This is a genomic window from Azospirillum agricola (assembly GCF_020005195.1).
Classification (GTDB): domain Bacteria; phylum Pseudomonadota; class Alphaproteobacteria; order Azospirillales; family Azospirillaceae; genus Azospirillum; species Azospirillum agricola.
This window is the reverse complement of the sequence record NZ_JAIFZR010000005.1, coordinates 1601195-1616812: the sequence shown is the minus strand read 5'-3', so window position 1 is coordinate 1616812 and position 15618 is coordinate 1601195. Positions and strand designations below refer to the sequence as shown.

Genomic DNA, 15618 nt, shown 5'->3' with positions numbered 1-15618 from the left:
CCATCATTCCACACAACAAAGAAACACTCGGCTCGAACAGCAGCGAATCCGGGTTCCCCCGGTTGAAGGATGGAAGATTGACGGATGCGGCCGGGCCGTTTATCACCCGCCGACGCGCCGGTGCGACGAATCGACACCGCGATGAATTCCTGGAATGGGGGCGACGCGCGGTGGCAGGCTTGTGGGTGCTGATTCAGGGAATCGTCCTCGGGTTCGCCATCGCCGCGCCCGTCGGGCCGATCGGCCTGCTGTGCATCCGCCGCACGCTTCAGCACGGCCCGCTGATGGGCTTCTTCACCGGCTTCGGCGCCGCCATCGCCGACACCATCTACGGCGCCATCGCCGCCTTCGGCGTGTCGGCGGCGCTCAGCTTCCTGCGCGGGCACGAGGTCGCCTTCCAGCTCGTCGGCGGCATCTTCCTGCTGGTCGTCGCCGTCCGCACCTTCCGCCAGAAACCCGACGCGGAGGAACGCGAGGCGGCCTCGGCCCCCGACAGCAAAACCTGGATCGGCGGCTTCATGACCGGCCTGTCGCTGACCCTGACCAACCCGGCGACGATCATGGCCTTCATCGCCATCTTCGCCGGATTCGGGCTGGGCGGCACGCTGGACCGGGTCGAGGCGTCGACGCTGGTTCTCGGGGTGTTCCTGGGCGCGTCGCTCTGGTGGTTCACCCTGTCGATGGGGGTGGCGGCCGTCCGGCACCGCATCTCCGACCGCGGACTGGTCATGCTGAACCATTGCACCGGGGTGGCCCTGGCCGCATTCGGCCTGTGGGCGCTGGGCATGGCCGCCACCGGCATCGCCGCCAACGCCGGCTGACCCTCAGCAGTTGGGCGACGGGGTGTAGGGCTGCGGGCCGGCGGTCCCCTTGCGCAGCAGGCGCAGATGGCCGACCAGCCGGAACAGGTAGAGACCGACCAGGACCACCAGCAGCCCGACCGTGGCATACCCGACCAGCCGGTGGGCGAAGGGCCAGGAGGACAGCGTGTAGCCGGTCCAGGCCAGCACCAGCGTCCACAGGACCGACCCGGCGCCGGCGGCCAGGCAATAGTTGAGGATCGGCATCCGGCAGGCCCCCGCCGGAATCGAGATGAGCGTGCGCACGCCCGGCACCGGCTGCGAGAACAGGACGGCGAGGCCGCCGCGCTTCTCGAACCAGTCGGTGCTGCGCCGCACCTTCCTGGGGTGGATGGTCAGCCAGGGACCATACCTCTTCAGGAAAGCCTCCAGCCGGTCGCGCCCCATCAGGCGGCTCGGCAGGAACCAGACCAGCTGCCCGGCCAGCGAGCCGAGCCCGCCGGCGATGGCGATGCCGAGCAGGCTGTATTCGCCGGTCGCCGCGCCGATGCCGGCCAGAGGGATCACCGACTCGGCGGGCACCGGCGGCACGACGCGCGCCAGCACCAGCAGCAGGAAAATCCCCAAATAATCGAGCTGGTGCATCACCTGCACCAGCCAGTCCGTCAATCCACCGCTCATCGGTCACCGCCTGCCGCCGGCCATGGACACCGGTCGATTGCCGCTGGTTGGAACGCCGCCATGGGACAAGCAACGCTCCGGCGGTGGCGGCGGTTCCCGAGTCGGATTCCGGGTCAAGCGGGCGCGGAACCGGACCCACCGGCCAGCAGCGCCCGAACCTGCCCGTGGGTGGCGATGCCGCGCGCGTCCAGACGGCGCAGCAGGACCGCCGCCAGCTCGGCTTGCCGCAGCGCCGGAGCGAAGGGCCCGGCGGCGGCCGGCGCCACGCCGAAGGCATCCGCCAGCCGGTCGAGCGCCGCACCGGCCAGCGACGGCTCCAGCGCCACCGCCAGGGCGCCGAGATCGAGCGACGGCGGCAGGGGCGGCAGCGGCAGCCCCACCTGCGCGCAGGTCCGCGCCAGCGCCGCCAGCGCCATATCCACCCCGACGCCGACCGCGAGGCAATGGTGCATCGCCTCGGCGACCGACGGCCAGACCTCGGCGAAGGGACGCTCGCCGGCAACGGTGCCGGTGGCGATGCCGTGGCGGGCGGTGGCCTCCGCCGCGATCGGGGTGGCGGGATCGACCAGCAGCGACAGCGACACGGTGCGGAACACCCGCGCCCCGGCCAGACGCACCGTGCCGACGGCGACGACCGGCCCTTCCTCCGGCCCCGGCCCGGCGGTGGCCACCCACAGCGCGACGAACGGCAGGGAGGCCAGCGGCTGCTCGTCGCCCAGCGGCTCGGCCGGAGCGGCCGGACGCAGGGACAGGGTGCGGGTGCCGCTCAACCCGGCCCCGCCGCGCACGAAGGACAGGGCCACCCCGGCGTTCAGCCCGAGATCGACGACCCGCGCCGACAGCTCGCTCTCGTCGGAACGGCGCAGCACGGCCGGCGTCGCCTCGCCGCTGCCCCGCGCGCGCTCGATCGCCCGTGCGAGATCGGCGCGGACCAGCGCCTGGCCGATGTCGTCGCCCTCCCCGATGCCCAGCAGGCGGACGGCGGCGGCGTTGAGCCGCTCGACCCGCCCATGGTCGTCGAGCAGCAGAAGCGGCGAATCCGCCAGGCCCAGCAGGGCCGACAGGCTCCGTTCCGGACGGCCGGGGAGCGTCCGCTCGGCCATCCGGTCGGGACGCGCCAACTGGGCGGCGGCCTGGGCCAGCCGGCCGACCTCGTCGCTGCGGCCGGACGCCCAGTCGTCGTCACGGCTCCGCCCCCCTCCCCCGGCCAGCCGGTCGCGCAGGCGCCCGAGATCGCGGAAATGGCGGTTGAGCTTGGCGAAGACGATCCACACGGCGATCAGACCGATCCCGGCCGCCGCCATGTCGCGGATTTGGACCTCCCGCATCGGCACGCCCGGATCGATGCCGGCCGTCCCGGCGATGTCCATGCCGAGAAAGACCAGGGCCGCGGCGGCGGTCACCAGCCCCGCCATTGCCACCCGCCATGCACCGCCCATCATCGGGCCGCCTCCCGTTGCGTCACCATCATGACCCGACATTACCCACAGCGGCGGAAACGGTGAAGCGGCCCGCCGTTCCGCGCTCCGAAAGGGCGGCTCAGAGGAGCGGGCCGGGCAAGCCGGCCATCAGCACGGCGAGCGACCCGCGCACCTCCCCCGACAGGCCCAGGAGGAGAAGGGCGACCACCGCCACCAGGAGCGCATGGTCGCGGACCGGCAGACCGGCCCGGTTGCGGAAGAGGGAGGAGAGGTCGGGCATGCGCGCTCGCGGAGGAGGAACAGTGACAGGATCCGCAAGATTCTGGCGCCGGGTCGGGAAACAATGTCTGAACGGGGCCGGCATTGTTAAGATTTGTCGCAAACTTGCCTCATTCCCTTGCGGACCAAAGGCATCCGGCAAGTCGAACCGCCCACCCCGACCTCATCATGGCATGGCCTCGACAGGGGTTTTTCCGGCGCCGCGCCCCATCGCGCGGACCGGGAATGGTTAACATATAAAATACACCGAAACTCGTTGTGAACTTTTTGGTAAAATCCAGGTTCTCGCAGCCTTAAACCCATGTTAAGAGAGGGCCGCATATCTTCATCACTGCATTTCACATTGGCGATTGCTTGGGAGGCCGGCATGACCTTGGTCTATCGTCCCCTGCCCTACGGCGGGCATGAGGGCCGGCGGACGGGTCGACGTTTCGCGCTCGTCCTGGCGCTGGTCCTCACCGCGCCGGCGATTCTCGGGGCCGGCTGCACGGTGGACGCGCTGCGCGGCTACGCGGTGCGGGCCCGGCTGGCCCAGGCCGTCGATTCGGCGGCGCTGGCCGGCGGACGGGTGATGTTCGACACCCAGCGCGACGGACACATTCGCAGCTTCTTCGACAAGGCCTTCCCGAACGGCTTCCTGGGCGCCCACGCCGCCCCGCTCACCATCGCCGAGGATGCGGCGGCCGGCACGCTGACGGTCAGCGGCCGCGCCTCGCTGAACGCGATGTTCCTGCGCCTGTTCGGCAACGGCGACGTGACGGTCGAAGCCCGCTCCATCGTGCGGCGCGCCGTTCAGCACGCCCGCAAGGCGCAGTGACGCTTCGGCAGCGGCGCCTCCCGTCATGACCGGGCTTGTCCCGGTCATCCACGCGGAACCCTAAAGCCTGCCCGTGGATGCCCGTGCCGAGCACGGGCATGACGCAAGGAAACGGCGGCCCCTCTTCTCAGCTGTCCTTCGGCTTCTGCGTGTCGCTGATCGGCTGAACGCCGGCCGGCTGGTCCTGCTGCTGCTGTTGCTGCTGCTGGTCCTGCGGGCGCTGATCCTGCGGTGGCGGTTCCTCGCGGCGCGGCGGGCCGGCCTTGACGTCGCTGTAGACCGCCTTGGCGATCTGGAGCAGCTCCTCCTTCGACAGACGCCCGGCCAGCGCATAGGCAAGCGGTCCCTCGACCCAGTAGAAGGTCAGGACGTCGCCGTTCTGGGTGAAGCTGAACTCCGAGGCGTTGCCGGAACGCGGCGCGCCGACGAACAGCGTGATCCGCTTGTTGCCGTCGTTGACGTACATGTACTGGGCGCCGGCGCCGAGATCGGTCGGCAGCGACCGCCCGCCGATCAGCCGGAAGCCGACGCGACCCAGATCGGGCCCGAACACGTCGCGTCCCATCCGCTTGGACAGCCAGCCGTTCAGCTCGTCCTGGTTGTCGGCGCCAAGCTCGACCTGGAAGCGCTCGTCGGCGGTGTAGAAGCGGTGGGCCTGGGTCGCCTCCTCGGCGAAAGTGGCCAGCGTCTGGCGCTGCTGCTGTTGCTGCTGGACCACCGGCGACGGACCCTGGGCGCCGCGCCCGAACCAGCCGCCGCCGGCCCCCGCCACCACCAGCATGACGGCGGCGGCGAATCGCACCAGCGGCCGGGCGTGCCAGGGCGGCCGGTTGTCGTTGAAGGCCAGCCGGCCCTTCAGCCGGTCGGCCAGTTCCTGCTCCTCGTCGGTCGGCGGCTCGCGCAGCACGGTGTCGAACAGGTCGTGCAGCAGCGCCGTCTGCGTCCGGTAATCCTCGGCCCGCCGGGCGGCCTCCGGATCGTCGGCCAGCCAGCGTTCCACCGCAAGACGGCGGTTGCCGTCCAATTGGCCGTCCACATAGGCGTGGAGTTCGGCCTCGCTCACCCGTTGCGCGCTCATCACTTCACCCGCCGGAGGGCAACGCCGCCCTCGTTCGCCAGTTTCGCCCTGACCGCCTCGCGCGCCCGCGAGAGGCGCGACATGACGGTCCCGATCGGCACGCCGAGCATCTCGGCGACCTCGTCGTATTTCAGGCCCTCCAGCGCCACCAGGAGCAGCACCTTGCGCTGCTCCTCGGGCAGTTCGTCGACCGCGCGCATCATCTCGCGCAGTTCAACACGCTCCTCCTGCCGTGCCGGCGTGACCAGCTTCGATTCGACGTCCTCGACGTCGACCTCGACCGGACGGGAGGCCTTGGACCGGACCTGATTGACGTGGACGTTGTGCAGGATGGTGAACAGCCACGCCCGCAGGTTCGTCCCCGCCTGGAAGCTGTCGGCGCGCGCCACCGCGCGCGTCAGCGCTTCCTGCACCAGATCCTCGGCGTCCGCGCGGTTGTTGCGCAGCAAAGCCCGCGCGTAGCGCCGCAAGGACGCAATGTGGACTTCCAGATCGACCCCGAATTTGCTCAACCGCGCACCCGATCGTTTCGGTCACGCCATGGCTCGCGCCATGGCCCCCTCTCGACGGAGGGGTCGAGACGAGGAACGCGGCGCCGCAATCCAGGGCCGGGCCTTATGAACAAGGACCCGATGCATATGGGTGCGAACGCGCGTCCCGCATCCTTTATTCCAGACTTTTGTCGGCGTGCAGCAAAATTCCGGCGAAAAGGTGGCGATGACGCGGAAAGGCTTCAGCCGCAACCGCCGCAGGCCACCGCCGCCACCCGCTGCGGCGGCTTGGGCACCGGCTTCGGAACCGGCTTGGGCGGAACAGGCGAGGCGTGGGAGGGGGTGTGGGACGGGACATGGGTTTCCACCACCGGCCGCAGCCGCGACAGCGCGCGTTCGGTCTCGTCGAGGACGGCGACGACGCTGCGCCACGGCCCGGTGTCGAGGATGCCGCGCCAGTCGCAGCCGAACAGGCCGGAGATCAGCCAGCCGCACAGCAGGACGACGACGATCTGCTCGGAAAAGCCGCCGGTCTTGATGATCGGCAGAGCGAAGGTGCGCCGCCGCTTCAGCGGATAGAGCAACGGAAGCCCGGCCGGCGACAGCAGGTCGCCCGCCAGATGCATCATGTAGCCGACCAGGAAGGGCGCGGTGAAGCGGGCGTAGGCGCCGCTTTCCAGGAACAGCCACGTGCAGGCCCCGACCGCCAGCAGCGAATGGGTGATGCCGCGATGGCCGAAGACGACGGAGATGGGAATCGAGATCGGCTTCAGCCGGCTGCCCAGCGCCGATTTCGGGTGGTCGATGTCGGGCGCCAGCGAGCCGAGCACCGCCATGCCCAGCGCCAGCGGGTCGAGCGCGGGCAGGCCGAAGCGCGCCGACAGCCATGTCCAGGTCGCGGCACCGACGATGATGTGCGAGGACGCCATCATTCCGCGCCGCCCTCCCCCGATGCCCGCACCCTCGGTTCCCCTCCACGGTCTCCGCGTCTGCCGTGGCACGGAAAACGGAGGGAAATCCTAGCATCGGAACGCAGTCGGAACAACCATGCGGTGCGTGTGGCGGAGAGGGAAAAGGCGGGAAAACGCCCCCTCCGCCACCATCGCGATTCTTACGCCGCGATTTCTATGCCGCGATTCCTACGCCGCGCCGCCGGACTTGGCGTAGCCGAGCGACTGCAACGCCTCGGCGATCTCCGGCAGGATGCCGGGGTCGTCGATGGTCGCCGGCATCTTGTAGTCCTGGCTGTCGGCGATCTTCTGCATGGTGCCGCGCAGGATCTTGCCCGAGCGGGTCTTCGGCAGCCGCTCCACCACCAGGGCGCGCTTGAAGTCGGCGACCGGGCCGATTCGCTCGCGCACCAGAGCGACGATCTCCTTGACGATGTCGGCGTGCGGACGGCTCACCCCCGCCTTGAGGCAAACGAAGCCGAGCGGCACCTGCCCCTTGAGGTCGTCGGCGACGCCGATCACCGCGCACTCCGCCACGTCGCGGTGGCTGGCCAGCACCTCCTCCATCGCGCCGGTCGACAGGCGGTGGCCGGCGACGTTGATGATGTCGTCGGTGCGCGCCATCACATAGACGTAGCCGTCGTCATCGATGAAGCCAGCGTCGCCGGTCTGGTAATAGCCGGGATAGTCGGCGAGGTAGGATTTCTTGAAGCGCTCGTCGGCCTTCCACAGGGTCGGCAGCGTGCCCGGCGGCAGCGGCAGCTTGACGCAGATGGCGCCGATGTCCCCGCGCGGCACCTCCTGAAGCTCGGCGTTCAGCACCCGCACGTCCCAGCCCGGCATCGGCCGAGTCGCCGAACCGTACTTGATCGGGAAGAGATGGACGCCCAGCGGGTTGCCGGAGATCGCCCAGCCGGTCTCGGTCTGCCACCAATGGTCGATCACCGGAACCTTCAGATTGTCCTCGGCCCAATGCAGCGTGTCGGGGTCGGAGCGCTCGCCGGCCAGGAACAGGGCGCGGAAATGCGACAGGTCGTACTTCTTGAGATAGTTGGCGTCGGGATCCTCGCGCTTGATGGCGCGGAAGGCGGTGGGGGCGGTGAACAGCGTGCCGACCTTGTGCTGCTCGATCACCCGCCAGAAGGTGCCCGGATCGGGGGTGCCGACCGGCTTGCCCTCGAACACCAGCGTCGTCGCCCCAGTCAGCAGCGGCGCGTAGACGATGTAGGAATGGCCGACCACCCAGCCGACGTCCGAGGCCGCCCAATACACCTCGCCGGGCTGGACGTTGTAGATGTTGGTCATGGTCCAGCGCAGCGCCACCGCGTGGCCGCCGTTGTCGCGCACCACGCCCTTGGGCTGACCGGTCGTGCCCGAGGTGTAGAGGATGTAAAGCGGGTCGGTCGCCGCGACGGGCACGCAGTCCGCCGGCTCGGCCGCCGCCACCGCCTCGGCCCAGTCGACGTCGCGGCCCTCGACCAGGGTGGCGGTCTCCTGCGGGCGCTGGAAGACGATGACGCGCGACGGCTTGTGCGACGACTGCTCGATGGCGGCGTCGAGCATCGGCTTGTACTTGACGACCCGGTTCGGCTCGATGCCGCAGGAGGCCGAGACGATGGCCTTGGGCGTGCAGTCGTCGATCCGCGTCGCCAGCTCGTTGGGGGCGAAGCCACCGAACACCACCGAATGCACCGCCCCCAGCCGCGCGCAGGCCAGCATGGCGACGACCGACTGCGGGATCATCGGCATGTAGAGCAGGACGCGGTCGCCCTTCCCGACGCCCTGGGCGCGCAGCGCGCCGGCGAATCGGGCGACCTGGTCCTGAAGCTCGGCGTAGCTGATGGTCTGGACGGTCTGCGTCACCGGGCTGTCGTAGATGATCGCCGCCTGCGCGCCGCGCCCGGCCGCGACGTGGCGGTCCACGGCGTTGTGGCAGGTGTTCAGTTCGCCGCCGACGAACCAGCGGTAGAAGGGCGCGTTGCTGTCGTCCAGGATCGTGTCGGCCGGCTTGTACCAGTCGATGTCCTTGGCGGCGTCGCCCCAGAATCCGGTGGGATCGGACAGGGAGCGGGCGTGCATCTCGTTGAAGCGTTCGGCTGTGCTCGGGCTCATCGGGGCGTCCCCTTTGTTATATTTGGCCAGCATTTCCTCACGGGCGCGCAACGAATCGCCACGCTCCCCCACCCCAATCTGCGCCGAGTCCATAAGCTTGTGCAAATGTCAGAAAGTCGGGGGTGCGACGGACCGTCACACCCCCTACTTTCGGGTTATCTCCCAATCCGTCTCAGAACCCGACGCAGGCGGGGCGCAGCACGGTGCCGACCGACTGCTGGTGGAACTGCTCCTTGTAGAGGTCGACGATCTCGCGGATCAGCGTGAGCGAGGCGGCGTCCTGCGGCGTCAGCAGAGTGAGGATCTTGCTCGGCTCGCGGATCAGCCGGCCGGTCCCGCTGTCGCGCCAATGGCCCAAGGCGTCATGGATCGTCAGCCCGTCGGGAAAGCGGGGCGTGATCTCGCGGTCGAGGAACTGCGTCCAATCCTTCTCGCTGACGCCCACCGCGTCGCCGACGTTGCGGCCGAAGTAGAGCGTCGCCTCGACCATCGGGCTGCCGGCCAGCGCGGCGCAGTCCATGACCGGCAGCGGCGCCGGTGCCGGTGCCGGCGCGAACTGGGCGAAGGCGCCGGCCGGACACAGCAGGGCGAGGGACAGCAGGGCCGCGCGGATCATGAGGGTCGCCTCCGTGGAACGGGCTTCCGTGGAACGGATCGGGCGATGATAGGCGATTTTCCGTTTCCGGTGAAGCGGTTGCACCGGATCGCCGGCCATCCCGCCCGCCCTAGTCTCTGGTCAGACGGTCGCCGGACGGCTATGGATGGAGCATGTCGTCCGATCCGCCCATCACCGGGATCCGCCCCATCCTGACCGTCGTGCATGGCAACGGCGAACGGCTGATCGTGGCCCGGCTGACCAACCTCGGCGGCGGCAGCCAGTCGAACCGCTTCGTGCTGCGCCAGCCGGATTTCCGCCCGCCCTGGCCGCAGCCGGACAAGGGCTATTTCGGTTACGCCGAGGTCGCCCGCGCGCTCGACGCCAACGGCTGGCGCGGCTGCCGGATCGAGGCGATGGCGAGCACCGACCCGGAGGAGCGCCGCGCCCGCCTGCTGGCCCGCAAGAAGCTGCACCTGCAATGCGTCGAGGCGGCGATCCGCCGCGCGCAGGACGCCGATCCGGCCTGACCCCCTGTTCGTCGCTCACGCAGGGCTTTCATCGCTCACGCAAGGCTTTGAGCCGAACACGGGGGCGCTTATATCCATCGGACCAATCGTCAGGAGGGTTCGATGACCAGCAGCGCCGCCACGGCCGCAACCGACAGCCCGGATCTGGGCGCTCTTCCCGCCTGGAACCTCGACGACCTGTATCCCGGCATGGACTCGCCCGAGCTGAAGGCCGACCTCGACCGGATGGAGACGGAGTCCAAGGGCTTCCGCGACCGCTACGCCGGCAAGCTTGCCGATCTCGACGGCGACGGGCTGGCGGCGGCCATCCGCGCCTACGAGGACATCGACGAGACGCTGTCGCGCGCCATGTCCTACGCCGGGCTCGTCTACAACGGCAACATGGTCGATCCCGACATCGCCAAATTCTACCAGTCGGCGCAGGAGCGGGTGAACGCCATCTCCGCCCACCTGATCTTCTTCACGCTGGAGATCAACCGGCTGGAGGAACAGGCGCTCGCCGCCAGGCTGAAGCAGTCGAAGGCGCTGGCGCGCTACGCCCCCTGGCTGCGCGACACCCGGCTCTACCGCGACCACCAGCTCTCCGACGAGGCCGAACGGCTGCTGCACGACAAGTACGTCGTCGGCCGCGCCGCCTGGAACCGCCTGTTCGACGAGACCATCGCCAGCCTGCGCTTCCCCATCGGCGGCAAGGATCTGACCTGCGCCGAGGCGCTGAACCGCCTGTCCGACCGCGACCCGGCCGCCCGCCGCGAGGCCGGCGAGGTGGTCGGCCGGGTCATGGGCGACAACTCCCGCCTGTTCGCGCTGATCACCAACACGCTCGCCAAGGACAAGGAGATCGAGGACAACTGGCGCAACTACCCGACGCCGACCGCCGCCCGCAACCTGTCCAACCGGGTCGAGGACGAGGTGGTCGACGCGCTGGCCTCCGCCGTCAAGGGCGCCTACCCCGACCTGTCGCACCGTTATTACAAGCTGAAGGCCAAATGGTTCGGCCAGGAGCATCTCGACTACTGGGACCGCAACGCCCCCCTGCCCGACGACAGCGACCGCAGCATCCGCTGGGACGAGGCGCGCGACATCGTGCTCGGCGCCTACGGCCGTTTCTCGCCGGAGCTGGCGAGCATCGGCAAGCGCTTCTTCGACAACCCGTGGATCGACGCCCCGGTCCGCCCCGGCAAGGCGCCGGGCGCCTTCGCCCACCCGACGGTGCCCAGCGTCCACCCCTACCTGCTGGTCAACTACCAGGGCAAGACACGCGACGTGATGACGCTCGCCCATGAGCTTGGGCACGGCGTCCACCAGATCCTCGCCGGCAAGCAGGGGCATTTCCTGTCCGACACGCCTCTGACGCTGGCCGAAACCGCGTCGGTCTTCGGCGAGATGCTGACCTTCCGCGCCCTGCTCGCCGCCGAGACCGACCCGAAGCGCCGCCGCATCATGCTGGCGAGCAAGGTCGAGGACATGCTGAACACGGTGGTCCGCCAGATCGCCTTCTTCGATTTCGAGCGCCGGGTCCACACCGAGCGCCGCGAGGGCGAGCTGACCGCCGAGCGCATCGGCGAGATCTGGATGGCCGTGCAGACCGAGAGCCTCGGCCCGGCGCTGCGTTTCGACGAGGGCTACCGCAACTACTGGTCCTACATCCCGCACTTCATCCATTCGCCCTTCTACGTCTACGCCTACGCCTTCGGCGACTGTCTGGTGAACTCGCTCTACGCGGTCTACCAGGACGCCGAGCAGGGCTTCGCCGAGAAGTATCTGGCGATGCTGACGGCCGGCGGCACGCTGCGCCACCAGGAGCTGCTGGCCCCCTTCGGGCTGGACGCCTCCGACCCGGCCTTCTGGCAGAAGGGGCTGAACGTCATCCGCGGATTCGTCGACGAGCTGGAGGCGGCTTGACCGCGGTCAATCATCCCTGATTCGTGTGTGGGTATGATGGCCTCCGGAGCTTCGGTTCCGGAGGCCATTTTCTTTTCCCCCACGTTCTTTTCCAAGGACAGCACCCGCCATGATCGCGTTCGACGACATCGCCCTGGGTTACGCGGTCATGGACCGCGACCACGCCGATTCCCTGGAACTGTGGGAGGCCGCCAAGGCGGCGCCGGCCGGCGCGCTGGTCGCTCCCTTCGCCGCCTTCGCCAATCATCTGCGCGAGCATTTCGCGCGGGAGGAGGCGCTGATGACCGAAAAGGGCTTCTTCGCCCTGCATTGCCACAGCGGCGAGCACGCCCGCGTGCTGGAGGGCATCGCGTCGGTCGAGGCCGAACTGGCCGGCGGCGGGGAGGAGCGCGCCCGGCGCTATCTGCGTCACCAGTTCCCGGACTGGTTCCACAATCATCTGGCGACGATGGACCGGGTGACGGCGGCCTTCCTGGCGAACGCGCCCTGATCATGACCGGACCGGGCGGTTTCAGGCATCCGGATCGCCGGACCAGGCCGCCTGGAACCGGCCCAAAAACGACGAAAGCCGGCTCCATGGGGAGGCCGGCTTTTCGTGGGTCGTCGTGTCGTCGTCCGCTGGGATGGTGGGCGCACAAGGACTCGAACCTTGGACCCGCTGATTAAGAGTCAGCTGCTCTACCAACTGAGCTATGCGCCCATCCGCAACGTCGTTCGCTTCAAGAGATGGTGGGCGCACAAGGACTCGAACCTTGGACCCGCTGATTAAGAGTCAGCTGCTCTACCAACTGAGCTATGCGCCCATCTCTCGATCGATGACCAGCCGATGCTCGCGCAACCGACTGTCCATCGTTCCGGCCTTGCCGTGGGCCCGGCCGGTGTGGCGCGGTTTATAGCGAAGCCCCTCGGAGCTGTCGATAGCAAAATACCCGAATGCGTGCATTTTTTTGAAGCGGTGCCGGCCACCCGCCCGCTACACCACCGCGCAACGGATGATCGCAGGGGAGGACACGGCATGAACGGCTGGACGGAAGGGTATGTCGGCGGAATCGACTACATCCGCGCCTTCTACCGCGACTGGTCGCCGGCGCTGCTGTCCTTCGCACTGACGCTGCGCGGCTGGCGTCCGCCCACGGCGCTGCGCGACGGCGCCTTCACCCTGGCGGAGCTGGGCTGCGGCCACGGCCTGACCAGCGCCGTGCTGGCCGGCGCCAACCCGCGCGCGCGCTTCGAGGCAATGGACTTCAACCCCTCCCACATCGCCGGGGCACGCCGGCTGGCGGCGGAGGGCGGCCTTGCCAACGCCGCCTTCCTGGAGGAGAGCTTCGCCGAGCACGCCCGGCGCGATGGGCCGCCGCTCGACGCGGTGGCGCTGCACGGCGTCTGGTCCTGGGTCAGCGCCGAAAACCGGGCCATCCTGGTGGAGGTGCTGCGTCGCCGGCTGGCCCCCGGCGGGGTCGTCTTCGTCAGCTACAACGCGCTGCCCGGCACGCTCGCCCACATGCCGCTGCGCCGCCTCCTGGTCGAGCAGTGCGCCGCCGGAACCGGCCCCCTGCCCGACCGCATCGAGCGGGCGGTGGAGTTCGCCGCCCGCCTCGCGGCGTTGGGCGGCGGCTGGTTCGCCGGGGCGGACGGGGTGACGGAGCGCATCGAATCCTTGCGCCACAAATCGCCCAACTACATCGCGCACGAGTATCTGAACGGCGACTGGACCGCCTTCTACCACGCCGACGTCGCGCGCGAACTGGCCGCCGCCAAGCTGGAGTTCGCCGGCGCCGCCGTGCCGATGGAGCAGCTCGACGACCTGACCCTCTCCCCCGCCGCCCAGGCGATGGCGGCCGAGGCCGCCGACCCGGCGGTGGCCGAGACCCTGCGCGACGTGCTGACCAACCGCAGCTTCCGCCGCGACCTGTTCGTCAAGGGCGGCGAGCGGCTGACGCCGGCCGAACGCTCCCTCCTGCTGCGGGCCACCCGCTTCGCCCTGCTGGTGCCGCCCGACGATCTCCCCGAGGTCGCCTCCACCCCGCTCGGCCGCCTGCCCTTCCCCCGCGCCGTGCATGGGCCGCTGGGCGAGGCGCTGGGCGCCGGTCCGCGCCGGCTGGGCGAACTGCTCGCCCTTCCCGCGCTCGCCGCACAGGGGGAAGCGGCGGTGGTGCGCGCCCTCGTCCTGCTGACCAGCCTCGGCTTCGCCGCCCCGTTGCCGGAGGAGGACGGATTGGCGGAGCGGCAGGCCCAGGCCGACCGCTTCAACGGCGCGGTGCTGGAGCGCCACCGCAGCGGCGACACGCCGGGGCATCTCGCCTCACCGCTTCTCGGATCGGGGGTCGCGCTGTCGCGGATCGAGGGGTTGTTCCTGCTGGCCGCCCGGCTGGCCGAGGATCCGGCGGACCTGGCGTGGCGCCACCTGTCGGCGGACGGCATCGCGCTGGGGCGGGACGGCCGCCGATTCGAGAGCGCGGAGGAAAGCATCGCCGAACTGGCGAGCCGTCACGCGGCCTTCACCGCGCGGCGGCAGCCGCTGCTGGCTCGGCTGGGGGTGCGCTGACGGGGGCACATGGGGCGCTCTACCGCCCCGACGAGCCGCCCCCCGACGGTTTCGGCAGCTTCTCGGCGATGCCGTACAGCGCCTCGCGGCGCCGGATCTCGGCGAACACGTCGTCGGGATGGATGCTCAGCGTCGCCCACAGGACCGACAGGTTGTAGAGCAGGTCGGCGCTTTCGTTGACGACGCCCTGGCGGTCCTCGTTCATGGCGTCGAGCGCCACCTCGACCGCCTCCTCCCCGACCTTCTTGGCGATCTTCTTCGGACCGGCGGCGAACAGGCGGGCGGTCTTCGACTCGGCCGGATTCATGCCCCGCCGGGCGAGGATGGCCTCGTACAGGCGGAGCAGGTCATCGGCGGCCGGGGCGGCGGCCGGGGCGGCCGGAACGGGTGCCGGGGCTGGTGGAGGCTGGTCGGAGCTGGTCATGGTCTCGGTCATTGCGGGATTCGGCGTTGATCGCACCGACAGCGTGAACCCTTCGCGCCGAACTTTCCATCCAACTCTCGGTTATCGCCCGATATTCAGCCCCGCTCCGAAGCGGATAGTCCCGTCAGCCCCCCCGCACCGGGCGGTCACTGGGCCGGGTCGCAGGAGCGGTCGGCCTTGGGGCGCTCCTCCAGCAGCGGACGGCCGGTGCTGACGAAATACACCACCTCGGCGATGTTGGTGGCGTGGTCGCCGATCCGCTCCAGGTTCTTGGCGATCATCATCAGGTGCATGTGGGGCATGAAGCCGCCGGGATGCTCCACCGCCGAACGCTCGATCTCGCCGCACAGGCTGGTGTAGAGCGCGTCGACCTCGTCGTCGGTGCGCCAGATGCGCAGGGCCGCCTCGCCGTCGGTGTCGACGTAGGCGTCGATGACGCTGGTCAGCCGCTCGCGCACCAGACGGCCGAGCTTGGGCAGGCCGGCGAAGGGCGCCGTCTCCGGGAAGCTGGCGATGGCGGCGGTGCGCTTGGCCGAATTGGCGGCGTAGTCGCCGATGCGCTCCAGGTTGCCGGCGATCTTCAGGGCGGCGATCACCTCGCGCAGGTCGTCGGCGACCGGCTGGCGCAGCACCAGCAGGCTGAGGCAATGCGCCTCGATGTCCTGCTCGAAGCTGTCGAGCCGGGCGTCGGACTGCACGATCTCGAGCGCCAGCTCCGGGTTACGCTGGGCGAGGCAGGTCATCGCCTGGTCGAGCTGCGTCTCCGCGGCGCCGGCCATCTGGACGATGGCGGACTTCAGCCGCTTCAGCGCGTCCTCGAACGCAGACACGATGTGCGGGGCGGAGTTGGTCATCGCGGGGGCCCTTTCGACACGGCATCATTGGTACGGCGGCACAATAGCGCGCCCACGTTACCGATGCATGACGGTCGCGGCCAGACGTCGCATCGCCCGTCGATTTTTGCGCCGCGCCGCAACGCCGGACGGTTGA

General features: G+C 69.6%; 16 protein-coding genes and 2 tRNA genes. 6 read left to right on the top strand and 12 right to left on the bottom strand.

Going from position 1 to position 15618, the window contains the following annotated elements; genetic code table 11:
• Positions 1-185: 185 nt before the first annotated feature.
• Positions 186-821, top strand: coding sequence for a LysE family translocator (locus JN22_RS22710; RefSeq protein WP_223677847.1), 636 nt, complete (start codon positions 186-188; stop codon positions 819-821).
• A 3-nt stretch (positions 822-824) separates the two neighbouring features.
• Here JN22_RS22710 and JN22_RS22705 read toward each other — a convergent pair whose 3' ends face one another.
• The 3 genes from JN22_RS22705 to JN22_RS22695 all read right to left on the bottom strand — a co-directional run bounded on the left by JN22_RS22705 (position 825) and on the right by JN22_RS22695 (position 3182).
• On the bottom strand, positions 825-1481 hold the full coding sequence (locus JN22_RS22705; protein WP_085556066.1) for a DedA family protein: 657 nt from the start codon (positions 1479-1481) through the stop codon (positions 825-827).
• Positions 1482-1594: 113 nt separating this feature from the next.
• On the bottom strand, positions 1595-2923 hold the full coding sequence (locus JN22_RS22700) for a DNA polymerase III subunit epsilon (protein WP_085556065.1): 1329 nt from the start codon (positions 2921-2923) through the stop codon (positions 1595-1597).
• A 97-nt stretch (positions 2924-3020) separates the two neighbouring features.
• Positions 3021-3182 carry a hypothetical protein gene (locus tag JN22_RS22695; RefSeq protein WP_179166213.1) on the bottom strand — a complete coding sequence of 54 codons (162 nt, stop codon included), beginning with the start codon at positions 3180-3182 and terminating at the stop codon, positions 3021-3023.
• A gap of 366 nt (positions 3183-3548) precedes the next feature.
• Between JN22_RS22695 and JN22_RS22690 the strand changes: the two genes are divergently transcribed.
• Positions 3549-3998: a pilus assembly protein TadG-related protein gene (locus JN22_RS22690; RefSeq protein ID WP_085556064.1), complete on the top strand. Its 450-nt coding sequence runs from the start codon at positions 3549-3551 to the stop codon at positions 3996-3998.
• 127 nt (positions 3999-4125) lie between these two features.
• Here JN22_RS22690 and JN22_RS22685 read toward each other — a convergent pair whose 3' ends face one another.
• The 5 genes from JN22_RS22685 to JN22_RS22665 all read right to left on the bottom strand — a co-directional run bounded on the left by JN22_RS22685 (position 4126) and on the right by JN22_RS22665 (position 9245).
• On the bottom strand, positions 4126-5076 hold the full coding sequence (locus JN22_RS22685) for an anti-sigma factor family protein (protein ID WP_085556063.1): 951 nt from the start codon (positions 5074-5076) through the stop codon (positions 4126-4128).
• Positions 5076-5588 (bottom strand): sigma-70 family RNA polymerase sigma factor, encoded by a 513-nt coding sequence (locus tag JN22_RS22680; protein ID WP_085556062.1) that lies wholly within the window; start codon positions 5586-5588, stop codon positions 5076-5078. Before JN22_RS22680 ends, JN22_RS22685 begins: the two co-directional genes overlap by 1 nt.
• Before the next feature lie 221 nt (positions 5589-5809).
• Positions 5810-6499, bottom strand: coding sequence for a metal-dependent hydrolase (locus JN22_RS22675; RefSeq protein WP_085556061.1), 690 nt, complete (start codon positions 6497-6499; stop codon positions 5810-5812).
• Positions 6500-6706: 207 nt separating this feature from the next.
• Complete coding sequence (locus JN22_RS22670; RefSeq protein WP_085556060.1) at positions 6707-8629, bottom strand: propionyl-CoA synthetase; 1923 nt, start codon at positions 8627-8629, stop codon at positions 6707-6709.
• Positions 8630-8801: 172 nt separating this feature from the next.
• Positions 8802-9245, bottom strand: a complete 444-nt coding sequence (locus tag JN22_RS22665) for a DUF3574 domain-containing protein (protein WP_179166212.1) — start codon at positions 9243-9245, stop codon at positions 8802-8804.
• A 152-nt stretch (positions 9246-9397) separates the two neighbouring features.
• Between JN22_RS22665 and JN22_RS22660 the strand changes: the two genes are divergently transcribed.
• The 3 genes from JN22_RS22660 to JN22_RS22650 all read left to right on the top strand — a co-directional run bounded on the left by JN22_RS22660 (position 9398) and on the right by JN22_RS22650 (position 12149).
• Entirely contained in the window at positions 9398-9754 is a 357-nt protein-coding gene (locus JN22_RS22660; RefSeq protein ID WP_085556058.1) for a hypothetical protein, read from the top strand.
• Positions 9755-9856: 102 nt separating this feature from the next.
• Entirely contained in the window at positions 9857-11659 is a 1803-nt protein-coding gene (locus JN22_RS22655) for a M3 family oligoendopeptidase (RefSeq protein ID WP_085556057.1), read from the top strand.
• Positions 11660-11768: 109 nt separating this feature from the next.
• On the top strand, positions 11769-12149 hold the full coding sequence (locus JN22_RS22650; RefSeq protein ID WP_085556056.1) for a hemerythrin domain-containing protein: 381 nt from the start codon (positions 11769-11771) through the stop codon (positions 12147-12149).
• A gap of 134 nt (positions 12150-12283) precedes the next feature.
• Here JN22_RS22650 and JN22_RS22645 read toward each other — a convergent pair.
• Positions 12284-12359, bottom strand: a tRNA-Lys gene (locus tag JN22_RS22645).
• Positions 12360-12386: 27 nt separating this feature from the next.
• Positions 12387-12462: transfer RNA gene (locus JN22_RS22640), tRNA-Lys, on the bottom strand.
• Positions 12463-12674: 212 nt separating this feature from the next.
• On the opposite strand from JN22_RS22640, the gene JN22_RS22635 reads away from it, so the two are divergent.
• The gene (locus JN22_RS22635; protein WP_085556055.1) at positions 12675-14204 is read left to right on the top strand and encodes a class I SAM-dependent methyltransferase; all 1530 of its coding nucleotides are present in this window, start codon (positions 12675-12677) and stop codon (positions 14202-14204) included.
• Between the two features lie 19 nt (positions 14205-14223).
• Here JN22_RS22635 and hisE read toward each other — a convergent pair whose 3' ends face one another.
• Both hisE and phoU read right to left on the bottom strand, forming a co-directional pair.
• Positions 14224-14640, bottom strand: a complete 417-nt coding sequence (hisE, locus tag JN22_RS22630) for a phosphoribosyl-ATP diphosphatase (protein WP_223677846.1) — start codon at positions 14638-14640, stop codon at positions 14224-14226.
• A gap of 134 nt (positions 14641-14774) precedes the next feature.
• Positions 14775-15482 carry a phosphate signaling complex protein PhoU gene (gene phoU, locus JN22_RS22625; RefSeq protein WP_085556054.1) on the bottom strand — a complete coding sequence of 236 codons (708 nt, stop codon included), beginning with the start codon at positions 15480-15482 and terminating at the stop codon, positions 14775-14777.
• Positions 15483-15618: the final 136 nt, after the last annotated feature.